Source organism: Enterobacter sp. E20 (genome assembly GCF_000801755.2).
Classification (GTDB): Bacteria; Pseudomonadota; Gammaproteobacteria; order Enterobacterales; family Enterobacteriaceae; genus Enterobacter; species Enterobacter asburiae_B.
This window is the reverse complement of sequence record NZ_CP012999.1, coordinates 4704466-4724410: the sequence shown is the minus strand read 5'-3', so window position 1 is coordinate 4724410 and position 19945 is coordinate 4704466. Positions and strand designations below refer to the sequence as shown.

Genomic DNA, 19945 nt, shown 5'->3' with positions numbered 1-19945 from the left:
AGATGACTACCCAGGCTGTTTCTGGTCGCCGCTATTTCACAAAGGCATGGCTGATGGAACAAAAATCGCTGATTGCCCTGCTGGTGCTGATCGCGATTGTGTCGACCATGAGCCCGAACTTTTTCACCGTTAATAACCTGTTCAACATTCTGCAGCAAACATCGGTGAACGCCATTATGGCGGTCGGCATGACGCTGGTGATTTTGACCTCAGGTATCGATCTGTCCGTCGGTTCCCTGCTGGCGCTCACCGGCGCGATCGCCGCTTCGATTGTCGGCATTGAAGTCAACGCGCTGGTTGCCGTGGCCGCTGCCCTGGCGGCAGGCGCGGCGATTGGCGCCGTAACAGGCGTGATTGTGGCAAAGGGCCGCGTTCAGGCGTTCATCGCCACGCTGGTGATGATGCTGCTGCTGCGCGGTGTCACCATGGTGTACACCAACGGCAGCCCGGTTAATACCGGCTTTACCGATAACGCGGATCTGTTTGGCTGGTTCGGTATCGGTCGCCCGCTGGGTGTTCCGACCCCGGTCTGGATCATGGCTATCGTCTTCCTGGCGGCGTGGTACATGCTGCACCACACCCGTCTGGGCCGTTATATTTACGCGCTGGGCGGTAACGAAGCGGCAACGCGCCTGTCCGGGATCAGCGTTAATAAAGTCAAAATTATCGTTTACTCCCTGTGCGGTCTGCTGGCATCGCTGGCAGGTATCATCGAAGTGGCGCGCCTCTCTTCTGCGCAGCCGACGGCGGGTACGGGGTATGAGCTGGATGCTATCGCAGCAGTGGTTCTGGGCGGTACGAGTCTTGCGGGCGGTAAAGGTCGCATTGTTGGGACATTGATCGGCGCACTGATTCTCGGTTTCCTGAATAATGGTTTGAATTTGTTAGGTGTTTCCTCCTATTACCAGATGATCGTTAAGGCAGTGGTGATTTTGCTGGCGGTACTGGTAGACAACAAAAAACAGTAACTGACGACACTACAGGACATCTTAGATATGAACATGAAAAAACTGGCTACCCTGGTTTCTGCTGTCGCGCTGAGCGCAACCGTAAGTGCTAACGCCATGGCGAAAGATACCATCGCGCTGGTTGTCTCTACCCTGAACAACCCGTTCTTCGTCTCCCTGAAGGACGGTGCGCAGAAAGAAGCGGACAAACTGGGCTACAACCTGGTGGTACTGGATTCACAGAACAACCCGGCGAAAGAGCTGGCTAACGTTCAGGACTTAACCGTTCGCGGCACCAAAATTCTGCTGATCAACCCAACCGATTCTGACGCCGTAGGTAACGCCGTGAAGATGGCAAACCAGGCGAAAATTCCGGTGATTACTCTGGACCGCCAGGCAACGAAAGGCGAAGTTGTTAGCCACATTGCGTCTGATAACGTGCTGGGCGGCAAAATCGCGGGTGATTACATCGCGAAGAAAGCTGGCGAAGGCGCGAAAGTTATCGAACTGCAGGGGATTGCCGGTACGTCCGCAGCCCGCGAGCGTGGTGAAGGCTTCCAGCAGGCTGTGGCTGCGCACAAATTTAACGTGCTGGCCAGCCAGCCGGCAGACTTCGACCGTACTAAAGGTCTGAACGTTATGCAGAACCTGCTGACCGCGCACCCTGACGTGCAGGCGGTATTCGCGCAGAACGACGAAATGGCGCTCGGCGCGCTGCGTGCCCTGCAGACCGCAGGTAAATCTGATGTGATGGTTGTCGGATTTGACGGCACGCCGGATGGTGAAAAAGCAGTAAACGATGGCAAACTGGCTGCGACCATCGCTCAGCTGCCTGAGCAGATTGGCGCCACTGGCGTTGAAACTGCCGACAAAGTGCTGAAGGGCGAAAAAGTTCAGGCTAAATACCCAGTTGACCTGAAGCTGGTCATCAAGCAGTAAAAGGCGAATCAGGCAGTCGCTGGCTGCCTGAGGGACACCAATAAAGAAAAGTGTGGCATACGCCACCGGGTAACACCGGTGGCGCTCTCAGATGGACAACCCAACCATGAAAACCGCAGGCAACCTCGTCGTCCTTGGCAGTATCAATGCCGATCACATTCTTAACCTTGAATCGTTCCCTGCACCGGGCGAAACCGTCACGGGTAACCAGTATCAGGTGGCATTTGGCGGTAAAGGTGCCAACCAGGCCGTCGCCGCCGGTCGCAGCGGGGCGAATATTGCGTTTATCGCCTGCACGGGTGATGACGATACCGGTGAGCGCGTACGCAAACAGCTGGCGAGCGACAACATTGATATCGCACCGGTCAGCGTTGTTGCAGGGGAATCGACCGGCGTGGCGCTGATTTTCGTCAACGCTGAAGGTGAGAATGTCATCGGTATTCATGCGGGTGCTAACGCTGCGCTGACGACAGAACGCGTCGAAGAACAACACGGAATTATTGCCGGAGCGGAAGCCCTGCTCATGCAACTGGAGTCACCGGTTGAAAGCGTGCTGGCCGCCGCGAAAATTGCGCATGAAAATCATACCACTGTCGTACTTAACCCGGCCCCAGCCCGTGTATTATCAGACGAGCTGCTGGCGCTGGTGGACATCATTACGCCGAACGAAACCGAAGCCGAAAAGCTGACGGGCATCCGCGTAGAAAATGATGACGATGCCGCGCGAGCCGCGCGTGCACTGCATGATAAGGGCATCGGTACCGTGATTATCACCCTTGGTAGCCGTGGGGTGTGGGCAAGCGTCAATGGCGAAGGCCGTCGCGTGCCGGGCTTTAAGGTCAAAGCGATTGATACCATCGCAGCGGGAGATACCTTCAACGGTGCACTGGTCACCGCGCTGCTGGAAGGCAAGAGAATGGATGAGGCTATTCGCTTCGCACACGCTGCTGCCGCGATTGCGGTGACGCGCAAAGGCGCCCAGCCTTCCGTTCCGTGGCGTAAAGAGATCGATGAATTCTTAAGTCAGCAGGGGTAACGCTTGGCCACAATGAAAGATGTCGCCCGCATGGCGGGCGTTTCTACCTCGACGGTCTCCCACGTTATAAACAACGATCGCTTCGTCAGCGAGGCGATTCGTGAGAAAGTCGAAGCTGCGGTAAAAGAACTCAACTATGCGCCGTCTGCGCTGGCGCGCAGTCTTAAGCTCAACCAGACGCGCACCATCGGTATGCTGATCACCGCGAGTACCAACCCCTTTTATTCAGAACTGGTTCGCGGCGTGGAGCGCAGCTGCTTCGAGCGTGGCTACAGCCTGGTGCTGTGCAATACCGAGGGTGACGAGCAGCGCATGAATCGTAACCTGGAAACACTGATGCAAAAACGCGTCGACGGGCTACTGCTGCTCTGCACCGAAACGCACCAGCCCTCGAAAGAGATCATCCAGCGTTATCCTTCGATTCCCACCGTGATGATGGACTGGGCGCCGTTCGACGGAACCAGCGATCTCATTCAGGATAACTCCCTGCTGGGCGGTGATATGGCGACTCAGTACCTGATTGATAAAGGACACACTCGCATTGCCTGTATTACGGGGCCGCTGGATAAAACTCCGGCGCGTTTGCGTCTGGAAGGGTATCTCTCCGCCATGGAACGAGCGGGGCTTGCCATTCCTGATGGCTACCGGATCACAGGCGACTTTGAGTTTAACGGCGGTTTCGAGGCAATGCAGAAACTGCTGACGCAAAAGCCGCGTCCGCAGGCGGTGTTTATTGGTAACGACGCGATGGCGTTTGGTGCCTATCAGGCGTTGTATCAGGCGGGGCTACGCGTGCCGGACGATATGGCGGTGATTGGCTATGACGATATCGAACTGGCCAGCTACATGACGCCGCCGCTGACCACTATTCATCAACCGAAGGATGAACTGGGCGAGCTGGCCATCGATGTGTTGATCCACCGTATGGCGCAGCCCACGCTGCAACAGCAACGGCTGCAGCTTACTCCTGTTCTGATGGAACGCGGTTCGGTTTAGCTTTCTCTTTGTGACGCTCTTTAATCAGGTTTCGGCCGTCTTTTGGTTTTAACAGCATAAAGACCAGCGCCGATACCACGGTAAGTGCGCCCATGGTGATAAAGGTATAGTGGAACTGCTCAACGGTATTCGCGCTGTCAAAACCCTCATAAAACCTCAGCACCGCTGCACTCACGGCAACCCCTAAACTGATCGACAGCTGTTGCGTTACCGCCAGCACGCTGTTGCCGCTGCTGGCGTTCTCGTCAGTCAGGTCGGCGAGGGTGATTGTGTTCATCGACGTGAACTGCGTCGACATCGCCATGCCCAACACAAACAGCGGCAGGATCAGCATCCAGACGGGTAACGCGGCGGATTGCAGCGAGAACTGCGCAATCATCAGACCGATAAAGACCGTCACGCCAACCAGCGTCTTACGATAGCCAAACCAGCGCAGCACCTGTGTCACGGTTGATTTTGCCAGAATCGAGCCCATTGCCGTGGGCGCCATCATGCAGCCAGCAATCAGGGCCGGGTAGCCGAAACCCACCTGCAGCATCAATGGCATCAGGAACGGTACGCAACCCGTCCCCAGACGAGACGCAATGTTTCCTGCAATCCCAACGGAAAACGTTCGGGTGTTAAAGAGCCCCAGGGAAATTAACGGCGTCGGGTGACGGCGCGCGTGACGTATATAAAGAAGGAATAACAGAATACCGCAGAGGATAACGGAGAGCGCTAACCACGTCGCGACGATCTTCTCGCCAAACAGCTCCATCCCGCTGGAGAATAACACCAGGCTCAGGCCAAACAGGAAAAAGCCGCCCATATCGAAGCTGCGCCTTGGCGTGGTGAAGTTCGGCATATATTTGCGGGCATACAGCAGCCCCGCAACGCCAATTGGAATATTAATCAGGAAGATCCAGTGCCAGCTTGCCCAGGTGACAAACACGCCACCGAGTACCGGGCCAAGAATCGGGCCAACCAGGCCCGGCATGGTGACGAAGTTGAGCACGGGAAGCAGTTCGCTCCTGGGGTAGGCCCGCAGCAAAGCAAGGCGCGCCACCGGCATCATCATCGCGCCGCCAATACCCTGCAATACGCGGAAGATAACCAGCTCCGTTAAGGATGAGGAGAGCGCACAGGCCAGCGATCCGAGCGTAAAGAGCGTGACGGCCAGCATGAAAACTCTGCGGGTGCCAAAGCGGTCGGCCAGCCAGCCGCTGACCGGAATTAACATTGCGACCGTCAGGGTATAGCTGATGATGGCGGACTGCATCGCCAGCGGGGAGCGGTTAAGGCTTTGCGCTATAGCGGGAAGCGCTGTGTTGAGGATGGTGGCGTCCAGTGCCTGCATAAAAAACGCCATGGCTGCAATCCACGGCAATCCGGCCATGCTGCGCGCTTTTTTCGTTGTCATTTATTTACCTGCTGGTGGGTTGGTGCGGCCAGCAATGCCTGGCACGCACTCAGGGCTCGCTGCCCGTCGCTTTCCTGGATGGCATCAACTATCGCCTGGTGCAAATCCAGTTTTACCACTTCGTTTTGTGTAATAGAGGTAAAGTAGGTGTGATACACCGAATGAAATAAAGAGGCAAAAGAGGTGAGGAACGGATTGGCGCTCATCATATAGATGTGTTCATGCCAGGCCATATCGACCTCAACCCAGCGTTCGCGGTTGAAGTGTTTTTTCAGGAACACCATCTCTTCCATCAATGCGTTAAGCTGCGCTTTCTGCTCTGCCGTTCCCAGCGTGGCGGCAAGCAGGCATGCCTGAGGTTCAAGGCTGCTGCGCATCACCAGAAAGTGATCGACGACCTGATGAAAGTTATCTTCCGTCATCCACCAGGAGAGCAGCTCCTGATCGAGAAAATTCCAGTTACTCTGTGGCATCACGCGTGTGCCAATGCGAGGGCGTGGAAGTACCATACCTTTTGCCGTCAGGGTTTTCACCGCTTCGCGCACGGCGGTACGGCTCACCCCAAACTGCTCACCCAGCTCCATCTCACCCGGCAGGATGCTACCTGGGGCATATTTACCCGCTAAAATCCGCTGAGCCAGCTTTTCTGCCAGCACGTACGAGAGGTTTTTTTGGGCGGCCAGCTGTTGTGCGCTTAATGGCATCGCTTTTATTCCTTAAAGATTCATGCTGATAATTATGCCACCTCGAATGTGATTGTGGTTGCAGATACATCAAATAGAACAATTTGTAGCTTGATTTCATCTCTGTTGGTGAAAAAAAACGCGGATGGAAACTTTTTTTAAATTTCCTCTTGTCACGTCGGAATAACTCCCTATAATGCGCCTCCACTGACACGGAACAACGGCACACACGCCGCCGGGTCAGCAGAGAAAAGCGAAATTAATCACTTGACTCTGAAGCGGGAAAGCGTAATATGCACACCCCGCGCCGCTGCGAAAAGCGAAGCGGCACTGCTCTTTAACAATTTATCAGACAATCTGTGTGGGCACTCAAAGTGACATGGATTCTTAACGTCCTCGGACGAAAAATGAATACCAAGTCTCTGAGTGAACATACGTAATTCATTACGAAGTTTAATTCACGAGCATCAAACTTAAATTGAAGAGTTTGATCATGGCTCAGATTGAACGCTGGCGGCAGGCCTAACACATGCAAGTCGAGCGGCAGCGGAAAGTAGCTTGCTACTTTGCCGGCGAGCGGCGGACGGGTGAGTAATGTCTGGGAAACTGCCTGATGGAGGGGGATAACTACTGGAAACGGTAGCTAATACCGCATAACGTCGCAAGACCAAAGAGGGGGACCTTCGGGCCTCTTGCCATCAGATGTGCCCAGATGGGATTAGCTAGTAGGTGGGGTAACGGCTCACCTAGGCGACGATCCCTAGCTGGTCTGAGAGGATGACCAGCCACACTGGAACTGAGACACGGTCCAGACTCCTACGGGAGGCAGCAGTGGGGAATATTGCACAATGGGCGCAAGCCTGATGCAGCCATGCCGCGTGTATGAAGAAGGCCTTCGGGTTGTAAAGTACTTTCAGCGGGGAGGAAGGTGTTGAGGTTAATAACCTCAGCAATTGACGTTACCCGCAGAAGAAGCACCGGCTAACTCCGTGCCAGCAGCCGCGGTAATACGGAGGGTGCAAGCGTTAATCGGAATTACTGGGCGTAAAGCGCACGCAGGCGGTCTGTCAAGTCGGATGTGAAATCCCCGGGCTCAACCTGGGAACTGCATTCGAAACTGGCAGGCTAGAGTCTTGTAGAGGGGGGTAGAATTCCAGGTGTAGCGGTGAAATGCGTAGAGATCTGGAGGAATACCGGTGGCGAAGGCGGCCCCCTGGACAAAGACTGACGCTCAGGTGCGAAAGCGTGGGGAGCAAACAGGATTAGATACCCTGGTAGTCCACGCCGTAAACGATGTCGACTTGGAGGTTGTGCCCTTGAGGCGTGGCTTCCGGAGCTAACGCGTTAAGTCGACCGCCTGGGGAGTACGGCCGCAAGGTTAAAACTCAAATGAATTGACGGGGGCCCGCACAAGCGGTGGAGCATGTGGTTTAATTCGATGCAACGCGAAGAACCTTACCTACTCTTGACATCCAGAGAACTTTCCAGAGATGGATTGGTGCCTTCGGGAACTCTGAGACAGGTGCTGCATGGCTGTCGTCAGCTCGTGTTGTGAAATGTTGGGTTAAGTCCCGCAACGAGCGCAACCCTTATCCTTTGTTGCCAGCGGTTAGGCCGGGAACTCAAAGGAGACTGCCAGTGATAAACTGGAGGAAGGTGGGGATGACGTCAAGTCATCATGGCCCTTACGAGTAGGGCTACACACGTGCTACAATGGCGCATACAAAGAGAAGCGACCTCGCGAGAGCAAGCGGACCTCATAAAGTGCGTCGTAGTCCGGATTGGAGTCTGCAACTCGACTCCATGAAGTCGGAATCGCTAGTAATCGTAGATCAGAATGCTACGGTGAATACGTTCCCGGGCCTTGTACACACCGCCCGTCACACCATGGGAGTGGGTTGCAAAAGAAGTAGGTAGCTTAACCTTCGGGAGGGCGCTTACCACTTTGTGATTCATGACTGGGGTGAAGTCGTAACAAGGTAACCGTAGGGGAACCTGCGGTTGGATCACCTCCTTACCTTAAAGAACCTGCCTTTGTAGTGCTCACACAGATTGTCTGATGAAAAGTAAATAGCAAGGCGTCTTGCGATTGAGACTTCACGTCCCCTTCGTCTAGAGGCCCAGGACACCGCCCTTTCACGGCGGTAACAGGGGTTCGAATCCCCTAGGGGACGCCACTTGCTGGTTCGTGAGTGAAAGTCACCTGCCGTCATATCTCAAAACTCATCTTCGGGTGACGTTTGAGATATTTGCTCTTTAAAAATCTGGATCAAGCTGAAAATTGAAACGACACACATGTTATGTGTGTTCGAGTCTCTCAAATTTTCGCAATCAGAAGTGAAACATCTTCGGGTTGTGAGGTTAAGCGACTAAGCGTACACGGTGGATGCCCTGGCAGTCAGAGGCGATGAAGGACGTGCTAATCTGCGAAAAGCGCCGGCGAGGTGATATGAACCTTTGACCCGGCGATGTCCGAATGGGGAAACCCAGTGTGATTCGTCACACTATCGTTAACTGAATACATAGGTTAACGAGGCGAACCGGGGGAACTGAAACATCTAAGTACCCCGAGGAAAAGAAATCAACCGAGATTCCCCCAGTAGCGGCGAGCGAACGGGGAGCAGCCCAGAGTCTGAATCAGCTTGTGTGTTAGTGGAAGCGTCTGGAAAGTCGCACGGTACAGGGTGACAGTCCCGTACACGAAAGCACACAGGTTGTGAACTCGAAGAGTAGGGCGGGACACGTGGTATCCTGTCTGAATATGGGGGGACCATCCTCCAAGGCTAAATACTCCTGACTGACCGATAGTGAACCAGTACCGTGAGGGAAAGGCGAAAAGAACCCCGGCGAGGGGAGTGAAAAAGAACCTGAAACCGTGTACGTACAAGCAGTGGGAGCACCCTAGTGGTGTGACTGCGTACCTTTTGTATAATGGGTCAGCGACTTATATTCTGTAGCAAGGTTAACCGTATAGGGGAGCCGAAGGGAAACCGAGTCTTAACTGGGCGTTAAGTTGCAGGGTATAGACCCGAAACCCGGTGATCTAGCCATGGGCAGGTTGAAGGTTGGGTAACACTAACTGGAGGACCGAACCGACTAATGTTGAAAAATTAGCGGATGACTTGTGGCTGGGGGTGAAAGGCCAATCAAACCGGGAGATAGCTGGTTCTCCCCGAAAGCTATTTAGGTAGCGCCTCGTGAACTCATCTTCGGGGGTAGAGCACTGTTTCGGCTAGGGGGCCATCCCGGCTTACCAACCCGATGCAAACTACGAATACCGAAGAATGTTATCACGGGAGACACACGGCGGGTGCTAACGTCCGTCGTGAAGAGGGAAACAACCCAGACCGCCAGCTAAGGTCCCAAAGTCATGGTTAAGTGGGAAACGATGTGGGAAGGCACAGACAGCCAGGATGTTGGCTTAGAAGCAGCCATCATTTAAAGAAAGCGTAATAGCTCACTGGTCGAGTCGGCCTGCGCGGAAGATGTAACGGGGCTAAACCATGCACCGAAGCTGCGGCAGCGACGCTTAGGCGTTGTTGGGTAGGGGAGCGTTCTGTAAGCCGTTGAAGGTGTGCTGTGAGGCATGCTGGAGGTATCAGAAGTGCGAATGCTGACATAAGTAACGATAAAGCGGGTGAAAAGCCCGCTCGCCGGAAGACCAAGGGTTCCTGTCCAACGTTAATCGGGGCAGGGTGAGTCGACCCCTAAGGCGAGGCCGAAAGGCGTAGTCGATGGGAAACAGGTTAATATTCCTGTACTTGGTGTTACTGCGAAGGGGGGACGGAGAAGGCTATGTTAGCCGGGCGACGGTTGTCCCGGTTTAAGCATGTAGGCGGAGGTTCCAGGTAAATCCGGTACCTTTTAACGCTGAGGTGTGATGACGAGGCACTACGGTGCTGAAGTAACAAATGCCCTGCTTCCAGGAAAAGCCTCTAAGCATCAGGTAACATCAAATCGTACCCCAAACCGACACAGGTGGTCAGGTAGAGAATACCAAGGCGCTTGAGAGAACTCGGGTGAAGGAACTAGGCAAAATGGTGCCGTAACTTCGGGAGAAGGCACGCTGATATGTAGGTGAAGCCCCTGCGGGTGGAGCTGAAATCAGTCGAAGATACCAGCTGGCTGCAACTGTTTATTAAAAACACAGCACTGTGCAAACACGAAAGTGGACGTATACGGTGTGACGCCTGCCCGGTGCCGGAAGGTTAATTGATGGGGTTAGCGGCAACGCGAAGCTCTTGATCGAAGCCCCGGTAAACGGCGGCCGTAACTATAACGGTCCTAAGGTAGCGAAATTCCTTGTCGGGTAAGTTCCGACCTGCACGAATGGCGTAATGATGGCCAGGCTGTCTCCACCCGAGACTCAGTGAAATTGAACTCGCTGTGAAGATGCAGTGTACCCGCGGCAAGACGGAAAGACCCCGTGAACCTTTACTATAGCTTGACACTGAACACTGGTCCTTGATGTGTAGGATAGGTGGGAGGCTTTGAAGCGTGGACGCCAGTCTGCGTGGAGCCAACCTTGAAATACCACCCTTTAATGGCTGGTGTTCTAACGTAGACCCGTGATCCGGGTTGCGGACAGTGTCTGGTGGGTAGTTTGACTGGGGCGGTCTCCTCCCAAAGAGTAACGGAGGAGCACGAAGGTTAGCTAATCCTGGTCGGACATCAGGAGGTTAGTGCAATGGCATAAGCTAGCTTGACTGCGAGAGTGACGGCTCGAGCAGGTGCGAAAGCAGGTCATAGTGATCCGGTGGTTCTGAATGGAAGGGCCATCGCTCAACGGATAAAAGGTACTCCGGGGATAACAGGCTGATACCGCCCAAGAGTTCATATCGACGGCGGTGTTTGGCACCTCGATGTCGGCTCATCACATCCTGGGGCTGAAGTAGGTCCCAAGGGTATGGCTGTTCGCCATTTAAAGTGGTACGCGAGCTGGGTTTAGAACGTCGTGAGACAGTTCGGTCCCTATCTGCCGTGGGCGCTGGAGAATTGAGGGGGGCTGCTCCTAGTACGAGAGGACCGGAGTGGACGCATCACTGGTGTTCGGGTTGTCATGCCAATGGCACTGCCCGGTAGCTAAATGCGGAAAAGATAAGTGCTGAAAGCATCTAAGCACGAAACTTGCCCCGAGATGAGTTCTCCCTGACTCCTTGAGAGTCCTGAAGGAACGTTGAAGACTACGACGTTGATAGGTCGGGTGTGTAAGCGCAGCGATGCGTTGAGCTAACCGATACTAATGAACCGTGAGGCTTAACCTTACAACGCCGAAGCTGTTTCGGCGAAGAGAGAGACAGGATTTTCAGCCTGATACAGATTAACAGAATTTGCCTGGCGGCTTTAGCGCGGTGGTCCCACCTGACCCCATGCCGAACTCAGAAGTGAAACGCCGTAGCGCCGATGGTAGTGTGGGGTCTCCCCATGTGAGAGTAGGGAACTGCCAGGCATCAAATAAGTGAAGAGGCCATCCGCAAGGATGGCCTTTTTGCGTTTAAGCATTCAGAAATTTGTAGGCCGGATAAGGCAAAGCCGCCACCCGGCAAGTCAGATCGCACTCCACTCCACAATAAACTCCGCAATCCCATCCACATCATTTAAATCCAGCATCGGAACTTCAAGCGGCAATACAACATCACTGGCCACCGCAATCACATGCTCATCCAGCGTTAACTCGCTGAAATCATGCCCGGCATCGCTTCTGAACAGCAGGATCTTAGGCACGGCCTCATGCTTAAATCCCTCGACCAGCACCAGATCCAGCGTGGCGTGATCCATCCGGCTGACCAGATAAGCGAGATCCAGCGGTGCCTCATCCGGCGTTTCTGTCATCAGCGCCCAGCGTTGAGTACTTGCCACCATCGTTTGCGCTGCACCCGCTTTACGCAACGCATAGCTATCTTTGCCCGGTTTATCGACATCCATATTATGGTGGGTATGTTTAATCAATCCTGGACGGATACCTCTGGCACAAAGCGCAGGAATGAGCTTTTTCAGCAGCGTGGTTTTTCCGGTGCCACTCCAGGCAGAAATGGCGACAACAGGTATCATCTTTTCTCCTGCATCATCTGCAAATCGTCAGGCGTATTCACATTCACAAAAGCTGATTTTAAATCGCTAAAATCAACGGGATGACCACCAGACTCGCGCATAAAAGCCATCACCCTGCGCTCTCCCGCAGCCAGATAGGACTGCAGGGCTGGCGCCAGGGATGGGTGCATCAATGCGATAGCAGGATGATCACGCTCGCCGTCATGTACCCAAACCACGGGAGCCGTACCCCGAAGCAGCAACAAACGTTCGACAAGACAGGACGGAATAAACGGGGTATCGCAGGGACAGAAGATGAACCACTCTCCGTGAGACTGTTGCATGACCGAAAGCATCCCGGCCAGCGGTCCCGGGTAATCCTCAAGGATATCCTGGTAAACGGCATACCCGCTGAGCTGGTAAGTGTCGATATGCCGGTTAGCACTGATGACCATTGTCGACACCTGGCCTGCGAGCGTATCAGCGACACATTGCCATAAGGGTTTGCCGTTCAGGCGTTGAAGCCCCTTATCTTTTCCCCCCATTCGCGTCGCTCTGCCACCTGCCAGAACGACCCCAATGATTTCCTGGCTAAGATTCACGAATATCGCCTCTTTTATTGTGGGATTGACCCTGCTAACGTGTCACTCTAAATGAAAGGAGCACCACCATGAAATGTAAACGTCTGAATGAAGTTATTGAACTCCTCCAGCCCGCCTGGCAAAAAGAGCCAGAGCTAAATCTGATGCAATTTTTACAGAAACTGGCGAAAGAGTCAGGTTTTGACGGCGATCTGGCAGACCTTTCTGACGACATCCTGATCTATCACCTTAAAATGCGTGACTCTGCCAAAGATGCTGTTATTCCTGGTATTCAGAAAGATTATGAGGAAGATTTTAAGACCGCATTACTGCGCGCCCGAGGCGTAATTAAAGAGTAAAAGCTTGTAAGCGGCGGCACCGAAATCGCCACAAGATGATATCCTGAATCATTCGTATAATTTCCGGATGATCGGATGAACGACCAGGCTTTTACTTTCCAGACATTACACCCGGACACCATTATGGATGCCCTGTTTGAACAGGGTATTCGGGTGGATTCCGGGCTAACACCGTTAAACAGCTACGAAAACCGCGTCTATCAGTTTCAGGATGAGGATCGTCAGCGCTTCGTCGTAAAATTCTATCGTCCTGAACGCTGGTCCGCAGAACAAATTCAGGAAGAGCATCAGTTTGCTCACGATCTGCTGGATGACGATGTTCCCGTTGCCGCACCGCTAAAATTCAATAACCAAACGCTCCTCACGCACGAAGGGTTTTACTACGCTGTATTCCCGAGCCTGGGTGGCCGCCAGTTTGAAGCGGATAATATTGATCAGATGGAGTGGGTTGCCCGCTATCTTGGGCGCATACACCAGACGGGACGCAAAAAAGCCTTTATTGCCCGCCCGACTATCGGGATTCAGGAATACCTTCTTGAGCCGCGCGGAATATTCGAAACGTCTGCCATGATTCCCACTGCGTTAAAGGATGATTTCCTCAACGCCACCGATAAGCTCATTGCTGCTGTTAAAACCTGCTGGCGCGACGATATTTCTGTCCTGCGCCTGCATGGCGATTGTCATGCCGGAAATATCCTCTGGCGTGATGGTCCGCTGTTTGTCGATCTCGATGATGCTCGTATGGGGCCAGCGGTTCAGGACCTATGGATGCTGCTCAATGGCGACAAAGCCGAGCAACGCATGCAGCTTGAAACCATTATTGAAGCTTATGAAGAATTTAGCCCGTTTAATTCAGACGAAATTGCCCTGATTGAGCCTTTACGTGCGATGCGTTTTGTTTATTATCTCGCATGGTTAATCAGGCGTTGGGACGATCCCGCATTTCCCCGGAATTTCCCGTGGCTTACCGGAGAGGATTACTGGCGTAGCCAGATATCTACATTTACTGAGCAGGTCAAGGTTCTTCAGGAACCCCCTCTGCAATTAACGCCGATGTATTAATTGGACACACCCAGGAGAGAGTTAATCATGAAAAAAATTTGGCTGGCGCTGGCAGGTATGATTCTGGCATTTAGCGCTTCTGCTGCGCAGTTTACCGACGGCAAACAGTTCATCACGCTGGACAAACCGGTCGCTGGCGAGCCACAGGTTCTGGAGTTCTTCTCGTTCTATTGCCCACACTGCTATCAGTTCGAGCAGGTTCTGCATGTTTCTGACAACGTGAAGAAAAAGCTGCCAGAAGGCACCAAAATGACCAAGTACCACGTCGAGTTCCTGGGCCCATTGGGTAAAGACCTGACCCAGGCATGGGCGGTCGCGATGGCACTGGGCGTGGAAGATAAGATCACTGCGCCAATGTTTGAAGCCGTACAGAAAACCCAGACCGTTCAGACCACTGCGGATATCCGTAAAGTGTTCGTTGATGCCGGCGTGAAAGGTGAAGAGTATGACGCTGCATGGAACAGCTTTGTGGTGAAATCTCTGGTTGCTCAGCAGGAAAAAGCGGCTGCTGACCTCCAGCTTCAGGGCGTTCCGGCGATGTTTGTTAACGGCAAATACCAGCTGAACATGCAGGGCATGGACACCAGCAGCATGGATATCTTCGTACAGCAGTATGCTGATACCGTGAAATACCTGGTTGAGAAGAAGTAATTTCGCTGATGTAAAAACGCCGGTCACTGACCGGCGTTTTTGTATGAAGATTTAATATTGTCTATCTGTTCGTCTTTCTCTTTCCAGAGCGTATTAAGCCACTGCTGGAAACGACGTTTGAAACTCTTATCGTTAACGTAATCACCGTGCAGCCCGGCATCTATCGGGACCAGATCGACACGCACAACAATGCGCGTCAGTTTGCCGCTGAGCATATCGTAGAACGGCGTCTTATTGTTTTCCGGATAGCAGAGTGTGACGTTCAGGAGTTTATCGAACTGTGATCCCAGCACGTTAAGCGCCATCGCAATACCCGCAGCCTTTGGCGGCAGCAAGTGCTGGTAAGGGGAGCGAGTTTGTTGATGCTTCTCTTCCGTAAACCGGGAGCCTTCAACAAAGTTCACGATGGTCGTAGGATGCGCGCGAAACTTTTCGCAGGAACGGCGCGTGGTATCCACATCTTTGCCGCGACGCTCGGGATGACGAATCAAATAGCTGCGCGAATAGCGTTTCATAAACGGCATATCAAGTGCCCAGCAGGCCAGCCCGATAAAAGGCACCCAGGCGAGCTGCTGTTTCAGAAAATATTTGTTCATCGGGATGTGTTTGCGAAAAAGTACGCATAACACCACGATGTCCGCCCAGCTGTGGTGATTGCAGATCAGCAGATACCAGTTCTTCTTGTTAAGACTCTCCAGCCCTTTGATATCCCACTTCAGATGCGAGTTCAGGCACAGCAGTATCGCCAGTCCTTCGCACCAGCAGTACATCATGAAGTTACAAAATGCGGACACGGCTCGCCACACCATGGGAACAGGCAGCAGTAGTTTAACGATCCCGGCGATAATGATCGGCACAGAGCAGGCGACAGTCACAAGGATAGTTAAAATGATGCTTAACAGTAATGTTATTGCAGCGAGCAATCTCGACATGATGAGCTTTTTCAAATGGTTAGCTGTAAGTGAGCGGTCGGCTATGCAACGCCGGGCGCTGATTTTACCAGAAAACAGACAAATTAATGGCGCTTTGACGTGATGATTTGGCCGTTTTTACCCTGTCGCAGACGATTTCTCTGTGATTGCGTGCTTAACAAGGCTTATATCCACATAGACTAAATTGCCATCAGGTGACCATATAGATAAGATCTAATGCGATAACAGCATGATAATTAAGATCTAAAAATTAACGCATATGTATTTTCTACGTCTGTTATTCATATGAAGTGAAAATATACACAAACTTATCCACAGTTTGATTTTTGCGAGCGATCCTCACGATCGCAAAATCTTTTCCTGTATCTGGCGCTAATACCTGATGTTTTCATCCTTCTGTGGCATCCTTTACCCATAAATTGATTAAAGGCACGGACATTATGGTTCAGATCCCAGAAAACCCTCTTATTCTCGTCGATGGCTCTTCTTACCTGTATCGGGCATATCATGCGTTTCCTCCTCTGACCAATAGCGCAGGGGAACCCACCGGCGCAATGTACGGCGTGCTGAACATGCTGCGCAGCCTGATCCTTCAGTATCAGCCAACCCATGCGGCTGTGGTCTTTGATGCGAAAGGTAAAACTTTCCGCGACGAGCTGTTTGAGCATTACAAATCTCACCGTCCGCCAATGCCTGACGATCTGCGCGCGCAGATTGAGCCGCTGCACACCATGGTAAAAGCGATGGGGCTGCCGCTGCTGGCCGTCTCAGGCGTTGAAGCCGATGACGTCATCGGTACGCTGGCGCGTGAAGCAGAAAAGATGGGGCGTCCTGTACTGATCAGCACCGGTGATAAAGATATGGCGCAGCTGGTGACGCCAGGCATCACCCTGATTAACACCATGACCAACACCATTCTGGGGCCTGAAGAGGTGGTCACTAAGTATGGCGTGCCGCCTGAGCTGATTATCGACTTCCTCGCGTTGATGGGCGACTCCTCGGATAACATCCCGGGTGTCCCTGGCGTCGGTGAAAAAACCGCGCAGGCGCTGCTCCAGGGGCTGGGTGGTCTGGACACGCTCTACGCGGAGTCAGACAAAATCGCCGGGCTCTCCTTCCGTGGCGCAAAAACCATGGCCGGAAAACTGGAAGAGAACAAAGAGGTGGCTTATCTCTCCTATAAGCTGGCCACAATCAAAACCGATGTCGAACTGGAGCTGGGCTGTGAGCAGCTTGAAGTGCAACAGCCTTCCGCTGACGATCTGCTGAGCCTGTTTAAGAAATACGAATTCAAGCGCTGGACGGCTGACGTGGAAGCCGGTAAATGGCTGCAGGCGAAAGGGGCTAAACCTGCTGCAAAGCCGAAGGAGACGATCGTCGTTGACGCAGAAGAGCAGGCGGAAGAAGAAGCCGTGGCGCTTTCCTTCGACAACTACGAAACCATTCTAGAAGAGTCACGGCTGATCGCCTGGATCGAGAAACTGAAAAAGGCGCCGGTCTTCGCCTTTGATACCGAAACCGACAGCCTCGATAACATCTCTGCCAATATGGTTGGTCTGTCATTTGCGACAGAGCCGGGTATTGCCGCCTACGTCCCTGTGGCGCACGATTACCTGGATGCGCCGGAGCAGATCTCCCGTGAACGCGTGCTTGAGCTGCTGAAGCCGATTCTGGAAGACGAAAAGGCGCTCAAGGTTGGGCAAAACCTCAAGTACGACCGCGGCATTCTGCAAAACTACGGCATTGAACTGCGCGGGATTGCCTTCGACACCATGCTTGAATCCTACATTCTGGACAGCGTCGCGGGCCGCCATGATATGGATTCCTTATCTGACCGCTGGCTCAAGCACAAAACGATCACCTTTGAAGAGATTGCCGGTAAAGGGAAAAATCAGCTCACCTTTAACCAGATTGCTCTGGAAGAAGCGGGGCGCTACGCGGCGGAAGACGCTGATGTCACGCTGCAGCTGCACCTGAAGATGTGGCCAAAACTGCAGAAGCATGAAGGTCCGCTGAACGTGTTCCAGCATATCGAGATGCCGCTGGTGCCAGTGCTGTCCCGCATTGAACGCAACGGCGTGAAGATTGACCCAACGGTGCTGCATAACCACTCCGGGGAGCTGGCGCAGCGTTTGACCGAGCTTGAGCAAAAAGCGCATGAGCTTGCAGGCGAGCCGTTTAACCTCTCTTCACCGAAGCAGCTGCAAACCATTCTGTTTGAAAAGCAGGGCATCAAGCCGCTGAAGAAGACCCCAGGCGGCGCGCCGTCAACCTCTGAAGAGGTGCTGGAAGAGCTGGCGCTGGACTACCCGCTGCCAAAAGTGATTCTGCAGTACCGTGGCCTCGCGAAGCTGAAGTCTACCTACACCGACAAGCTCCCGCTGATGATCAACCCGAAAACGGGCCGCGTGCACACGTCGTATCATCAGGCTGTCGCGGCGACCGGTCGTCTCTCATCTACCGATCCTAACCTGCAGAACATCCCGGTACGTAACGAAGAAGGCCGCCGTATTCGCCAGGCTTTCATCGCACCAGAGGATTATCTGATTGTCTCTGCTGACTACTCGCAAATTGAGCTGCGCATTATGGCGCATCTGTCCCGCGACAAAGGCCTGCTGACCGCGTTTGCCGAAGGGAAGGATATCCACCGGGCAACCGCGGCGGAAGTCTTCGGCTTGCCGCTGGACAGCGTGACCAACGAGCAGCGCCGCAGTGCTAAGGCGATCAACTTCGGTCTGATTTACGGCATGAGCGCATTTGGTCTTTCGCGCCAGCTCAACATTCCGCGCAAAGAGTCGCAGAAGTATATGGATCTCTACTTCGAGCGTTATCCGGGCGTGCTGGAATATATGGAACGCACCCGCGCGCAGGCGAAGGAAAAAGGTTACGTCGAAACCCTGGATGGCCGCCGCCTCTACCTACCGGACATCAAATCCAGCAACGCGGCGCGTCGCGCTGGCGCAGAGCGTGCGGCGATCAACGCCCCGATGCAGGGTACTGCGGCGGACATTATTAAGCGTGCAATGATCGCCGTTGATGCCTGGCTTGAAAAAGAGAAGCCTCGCGTGAAGATGATCATGCAGGTACACGATGAACTGGTATTTGAAGTGCACAAAGACGACCTCGACGCCGTGTCGAAGAAGATCCACGAACTGATGGAAAGCAGCATGACGCTTGACGTGCCGCTGCTGGTGGAAGTGGGAAGTGGCGAAAACTGGGATCAGGCTCACTAACGGTTCTTCGCATAACGCGCTTTTTATGTAAGTTTGCAACATAACAACGCGCGTTTTGTGACAATCATTAGAATTCCCTATGTAAAGAATGAAAAAAAACTACAAAAAGTGCTTTTTCTGCAGCACAAAAAGGGGTAGAGTTGTCGGCGTAGGGTACAGAGGTAAGATGTTCTATCTTTCAGACCTTTTACTTCACGTAATCGGATTTGGCTGAATATTTTAGCCGCCCCAGTCAGTAATGACTGGGGCGTTTTTTATTGCGGCAAAGAAAAATTCAGGCAAAAAAAACGCGGCTATCGCCGCGCTCGGTATTACTCTTCTTCCGCTTCCGTCGCGGGTTCCAGCTCGCTAAACCAGGTATCGAGCTTCTGACGCAGCTTGTCCACGCCCAGCTTTTTCAGCGAGGAGAACGGCTCAACCTGCACATCACCGTTGAACGCCAGCACCGCTTCGCGAACCATATTCACCTGCGCTTTACGCGCGCCGCTCGCCAGCTTATCGGCTTTCGTCAGCAGCACCAGCACGGCGATATCGCTTGCTACAGCCCAGTCGATCATCTGCTGATCCAGATCTTTCAGGGGATGGCGAATATCCATCAGCACCACCAGACCTTTCAGGCACAGGCGTTTTTCCAGGTATTCACCCAGCGCACGCTGCCACTTGATTTTCATCTCTTCCGGTACCTGCGCGTAACCGTAGCCCGGTAAGTCGACCAGGCGTTTGCCCTCTGCGACTTCAAACAGGTTGATCAGCTGGGTACGGCCAGGTGTTTTTGAGGTACGCGCCAGGCTCTTCTGATTGGTCAGCGTATTCAGGGCGCTGGATTTCCCCGCATTGGAGCGGCCAGCAAATGCCACTTCAATACCGGTATCAGAAGGAAGGTGGCGAATATCGGGCGCACTGGTGACAAAATGCGTCTGTTGGTAGTTCCAGGTAGTCACGTGGTCGTCTCCAAAATCGTAATCTGAAGGGGATTATACCCGAATGCAGCCAAAAGGCTTTTCTGATTGCTATGAGCTGTAGGCGAATGCCCCAACCGGTGTGAGAGATCGGCCAGGAATGCTATGGGAGATTTCAGAGAATTCGCAGGCGTCAAA

General features: G+C 53.3%; 16 protein-coding genes, 1 tRNA gene and 3 rRNA genes. 14 read left to right on the top strand and 6 right to left on the bottom strand.

All coding sequences use genetic code 11. The features are described from left to right. The first annotated feature begins 2 nt into the window (after positions 1-2). From rbsC to rbsR, 4 genes are all read left to right on the top strand, one after another. Positions 3-968: a ribose ABC transporter permease gene (gene rbsC / locus NI40_RS22100; RefSeq protein WP_006808742.1), complete on the top strand. Its 966-nt coding sequence runs from the start codon at positions 3-5 to the stop codon at positions 966-968. Between the two features lie 27 nt (positions 969-995). Next, positions 996-1886 carry a ribose ABC transporter substrate-binding protein RbsB gene (gene rbsB, locus NI40_RS22095; RefSeq protein ID WP_010426610.1) on the top strand — a complete coding sequence of 297 codons (891 nt, stop codon included), beginning with the start codon at positions 996-998 and terminating at the stop codon, positions 1884-1886. Between the two features lie 106 nt (positions 1887-1992). After that, complete coding sequence (gene rbsK / locus NI40_RS22090) at positions 1993-2922, top strand: ribokinase (protein ID WP_039263291.1); 930 nt, start codon at positions 1993-1995, stop codon at positions 2920-2922. 3 nt (positions 2923-2925) lie between these two features. Continuing rightward, positions 2926-3918 (top strand): ribose operon transcriptional repressor RbsR, encoded by a 993-nt coding sequence (gene rbsR, locus NI40_RS22085; protein WP_073001901.1) that lies wholly within the window; start codon positions 2926-2928, stop codon positions 3916-3918. On the opposite strand, the gene mdtD is transcribed toward rbsR, so the two are convergent. Beyond that, on the bottom strand, positions 3884-5317 hold the full coding sequence (gene mdtD / locus NI40_RS22080; protein WP_039263279.1) for a multidrug transporter subunit MdtD: 1434 nt from the start codon (positions 5315-5317) through the stop codon (positions 3884-3886). The two genes, rbsR and mdtD, sit on opposite strands and share 35 nt — an antisense overlap. Continuing rightward, positions 5314-6021 carry a FadR/GntR family transcriptional regulator gene (locus NI40_RS22075; protein ID WP_023309775.1) on the bottom strand — a complete coding sequence of 236 codons (708 nt, stop codon included), beginning with the start codon at positions 6019-6021 and terminating at the stop codon, positions 5314-5316. Before NI40_RS22075 ends, mdtD begins: the two co-directional genes overlap by 4 nt. A 454-nt stretch (positions 6022-6475) precedes the next feature. Here NI40_RS22075 and NI40_RS22065 point away from each other — a divergent pair. The 4 genes from NI40_RS22065 to rrf all read left to right on the top strand — a co-directional run bounded on the left by NI40_RS22065 (position 6476) and on the right by rrf (position 11449). Continuing rightward, positions 6476-8017: ribosomal RNA gene (locus NI40_RS22065) — 16S ribosomal RNA — on the top strand. A gap of 84 nt (positions 8018-8101) precedes the next feature. Then, positions 8102-8177, top strand: a tRNA-Glu gene (locus NI40_RS22060). 182 nt (positions 8178-8359) lie between these two features. Then, positions 8360-11264 (top strand): 23S ribosomal RNA (locus tag NI40_RS22055). Between the two features lie 69 nt (positions 11265-11333). Beyond that, positions 11334-11449 (top strand): 5S ribosomal RNA (gene rrf, locus NI40_RS22050). Together the 16S, 23S and 5S rRNA genes with 1 tRNA gene alongside form the textbook arrangement of a ribosomal RNA operon. A gap of 98 nt (positions 11450-11547) precedes the next feature. On the opposite strand, the gene mobB is transcribed toward rrf, so the two are convergent. Both mobB and mobA read right to left on the bottom strand, forming a co-directional pair. Continuing rightward, positions 11548-12051, bottom strand: a complete 504-nt coding sequence (gene mobB / locus NI40_RS22045; protein WP_033146978.1) for a molybdopterin-guanine dinucleotide biosynthesis protein MobB — start codon at positions 12049-12051, stop codon at positions 11548-11550. After that, positions 12048-12632: a molybdenum cofactor guanylyltransferase MobA gene (mobA, locus tag NI40_RS22040; protein ID WP_039264178.1), complete on the bottom strand. Its 585-nt coding sequence runs from the start codon at positions 12630-12632 to the stop codon at positions 12048-12050. Before mobA ends, mobB begins: the two co-directional genes overlap by 4 nt. A 68-nt stretch (positions 12633-12700) precedes the next feature. Between mobA and NI40_RS22035 the strand changes: the two genes are divergently transcribed. The 3 genes from NI40_RS22035 (at position 12701) to dsbA (ending at position 14683) form a co-directional block, all read left to right on the top strand. After that, positions 12701-12970, top strand: a complete 270-nt coding sequence (locus NI40_RS22035; RefSeq protein ID WP_008501866.1) for a YihD family protein — start codon at positions 12701-12703, stop codon at positions 12968-12970. Positions 12971-13045: 75 nt separating this feature from the next. Beyond that, entirely contained in the window at positions 13046-14032 is a 987-nt protein-coding gene (locus NI40_RS22030; RefSeq protein WP_039264179.1) for a serine/threonine protein kinase, read from the top strand. Between the two features lie 27 nt (positions 14033-14059). Next, on the top strand, positions 14060-14683 hold the full coding sequence (dsbA, locus tag NI40_RS22025; RefSeq protein WP_033146975.1) for a thiol:disulfide interchange protein DsbA: 624 nt from the start codon (positions 14060-14062) through the stop codon (positions 14681-14683). A 23-nt stretch (positions 14684-14706) separates the two neighbouring features. Here dsbA and NI40_RS22020 read toward each other — a convergent pair whose 3' ends face one another. Further along, the gene (locus NI40_RS22020) at positions 14707-15558 is read right to left on the bottom strand and encodes an acyltransferase (protein WP_233422283.1); all 852 of its coding nucleotides are present in this window, start codon (positions 15556-15558) and stop codon (positions 14707-14709) included. Here NI40_RS22020 and NI40_RS24380 point away from each other — a divergent pair. The 3 genes from NI40_RS24380 (at position 15455) to NI40_RS24540 (ending at position 19062) form a co-directional block, all read left to right on the top strand. Continuing rightward, a complete protein-coding gene (locus NI40_RS24380; protein ID WP_230621151.1) occupies positions 15455-15718 on the top strand; it encodes a hypothetical protein in 264 nt (87 codons plus the stop codon). The genes NI40_RS22020 and NI40_RS24380 overlap by 104 nt on opposite strands. Positions 15719-16055: 337 nt before the next feature. After that, positions 16056-18848, top strand: coding sequence for a DNA polymerase I (gene polA / locus NI40_RS22015; RefSeq protein WP_039264180.1), 2793 nt, complete (start codon positions 16056-16058; stop codon positions 18846-18848). 166 nt (positions 18849-19014) lie between these two features. Next, on the top strand, positions 19015-19062 hold the full coding sequence (locus NI40_RS24540) for a spot 42 RNA, inhibition of DNA synthesis (protein ID WP_071892919.1): 48 nt from the start codon (positions 19015-19017) through the stop codon (positions 19060-19062). Positions 19063-19159: 97 nt separating this feature from the next. On the opposite strand, the gene yihA is transcribed toward NI40_RS24540, so the two are convergent. After that, the gene (yihA, locus tag NI40_RS22010) at positions 19160-19789 is read right to left on the bottom strand and encodes a ribosome biogenesis GTP-binding protein YihA/YsxC (protein ID WP_029741470.1); all 630 of its coding nucleotides are present in this window, start codon (positions 19787-19789) and stop codon (positions 19160-19162) included. Positions 19790-19945 lie beyond the last annotated feature (156 nt).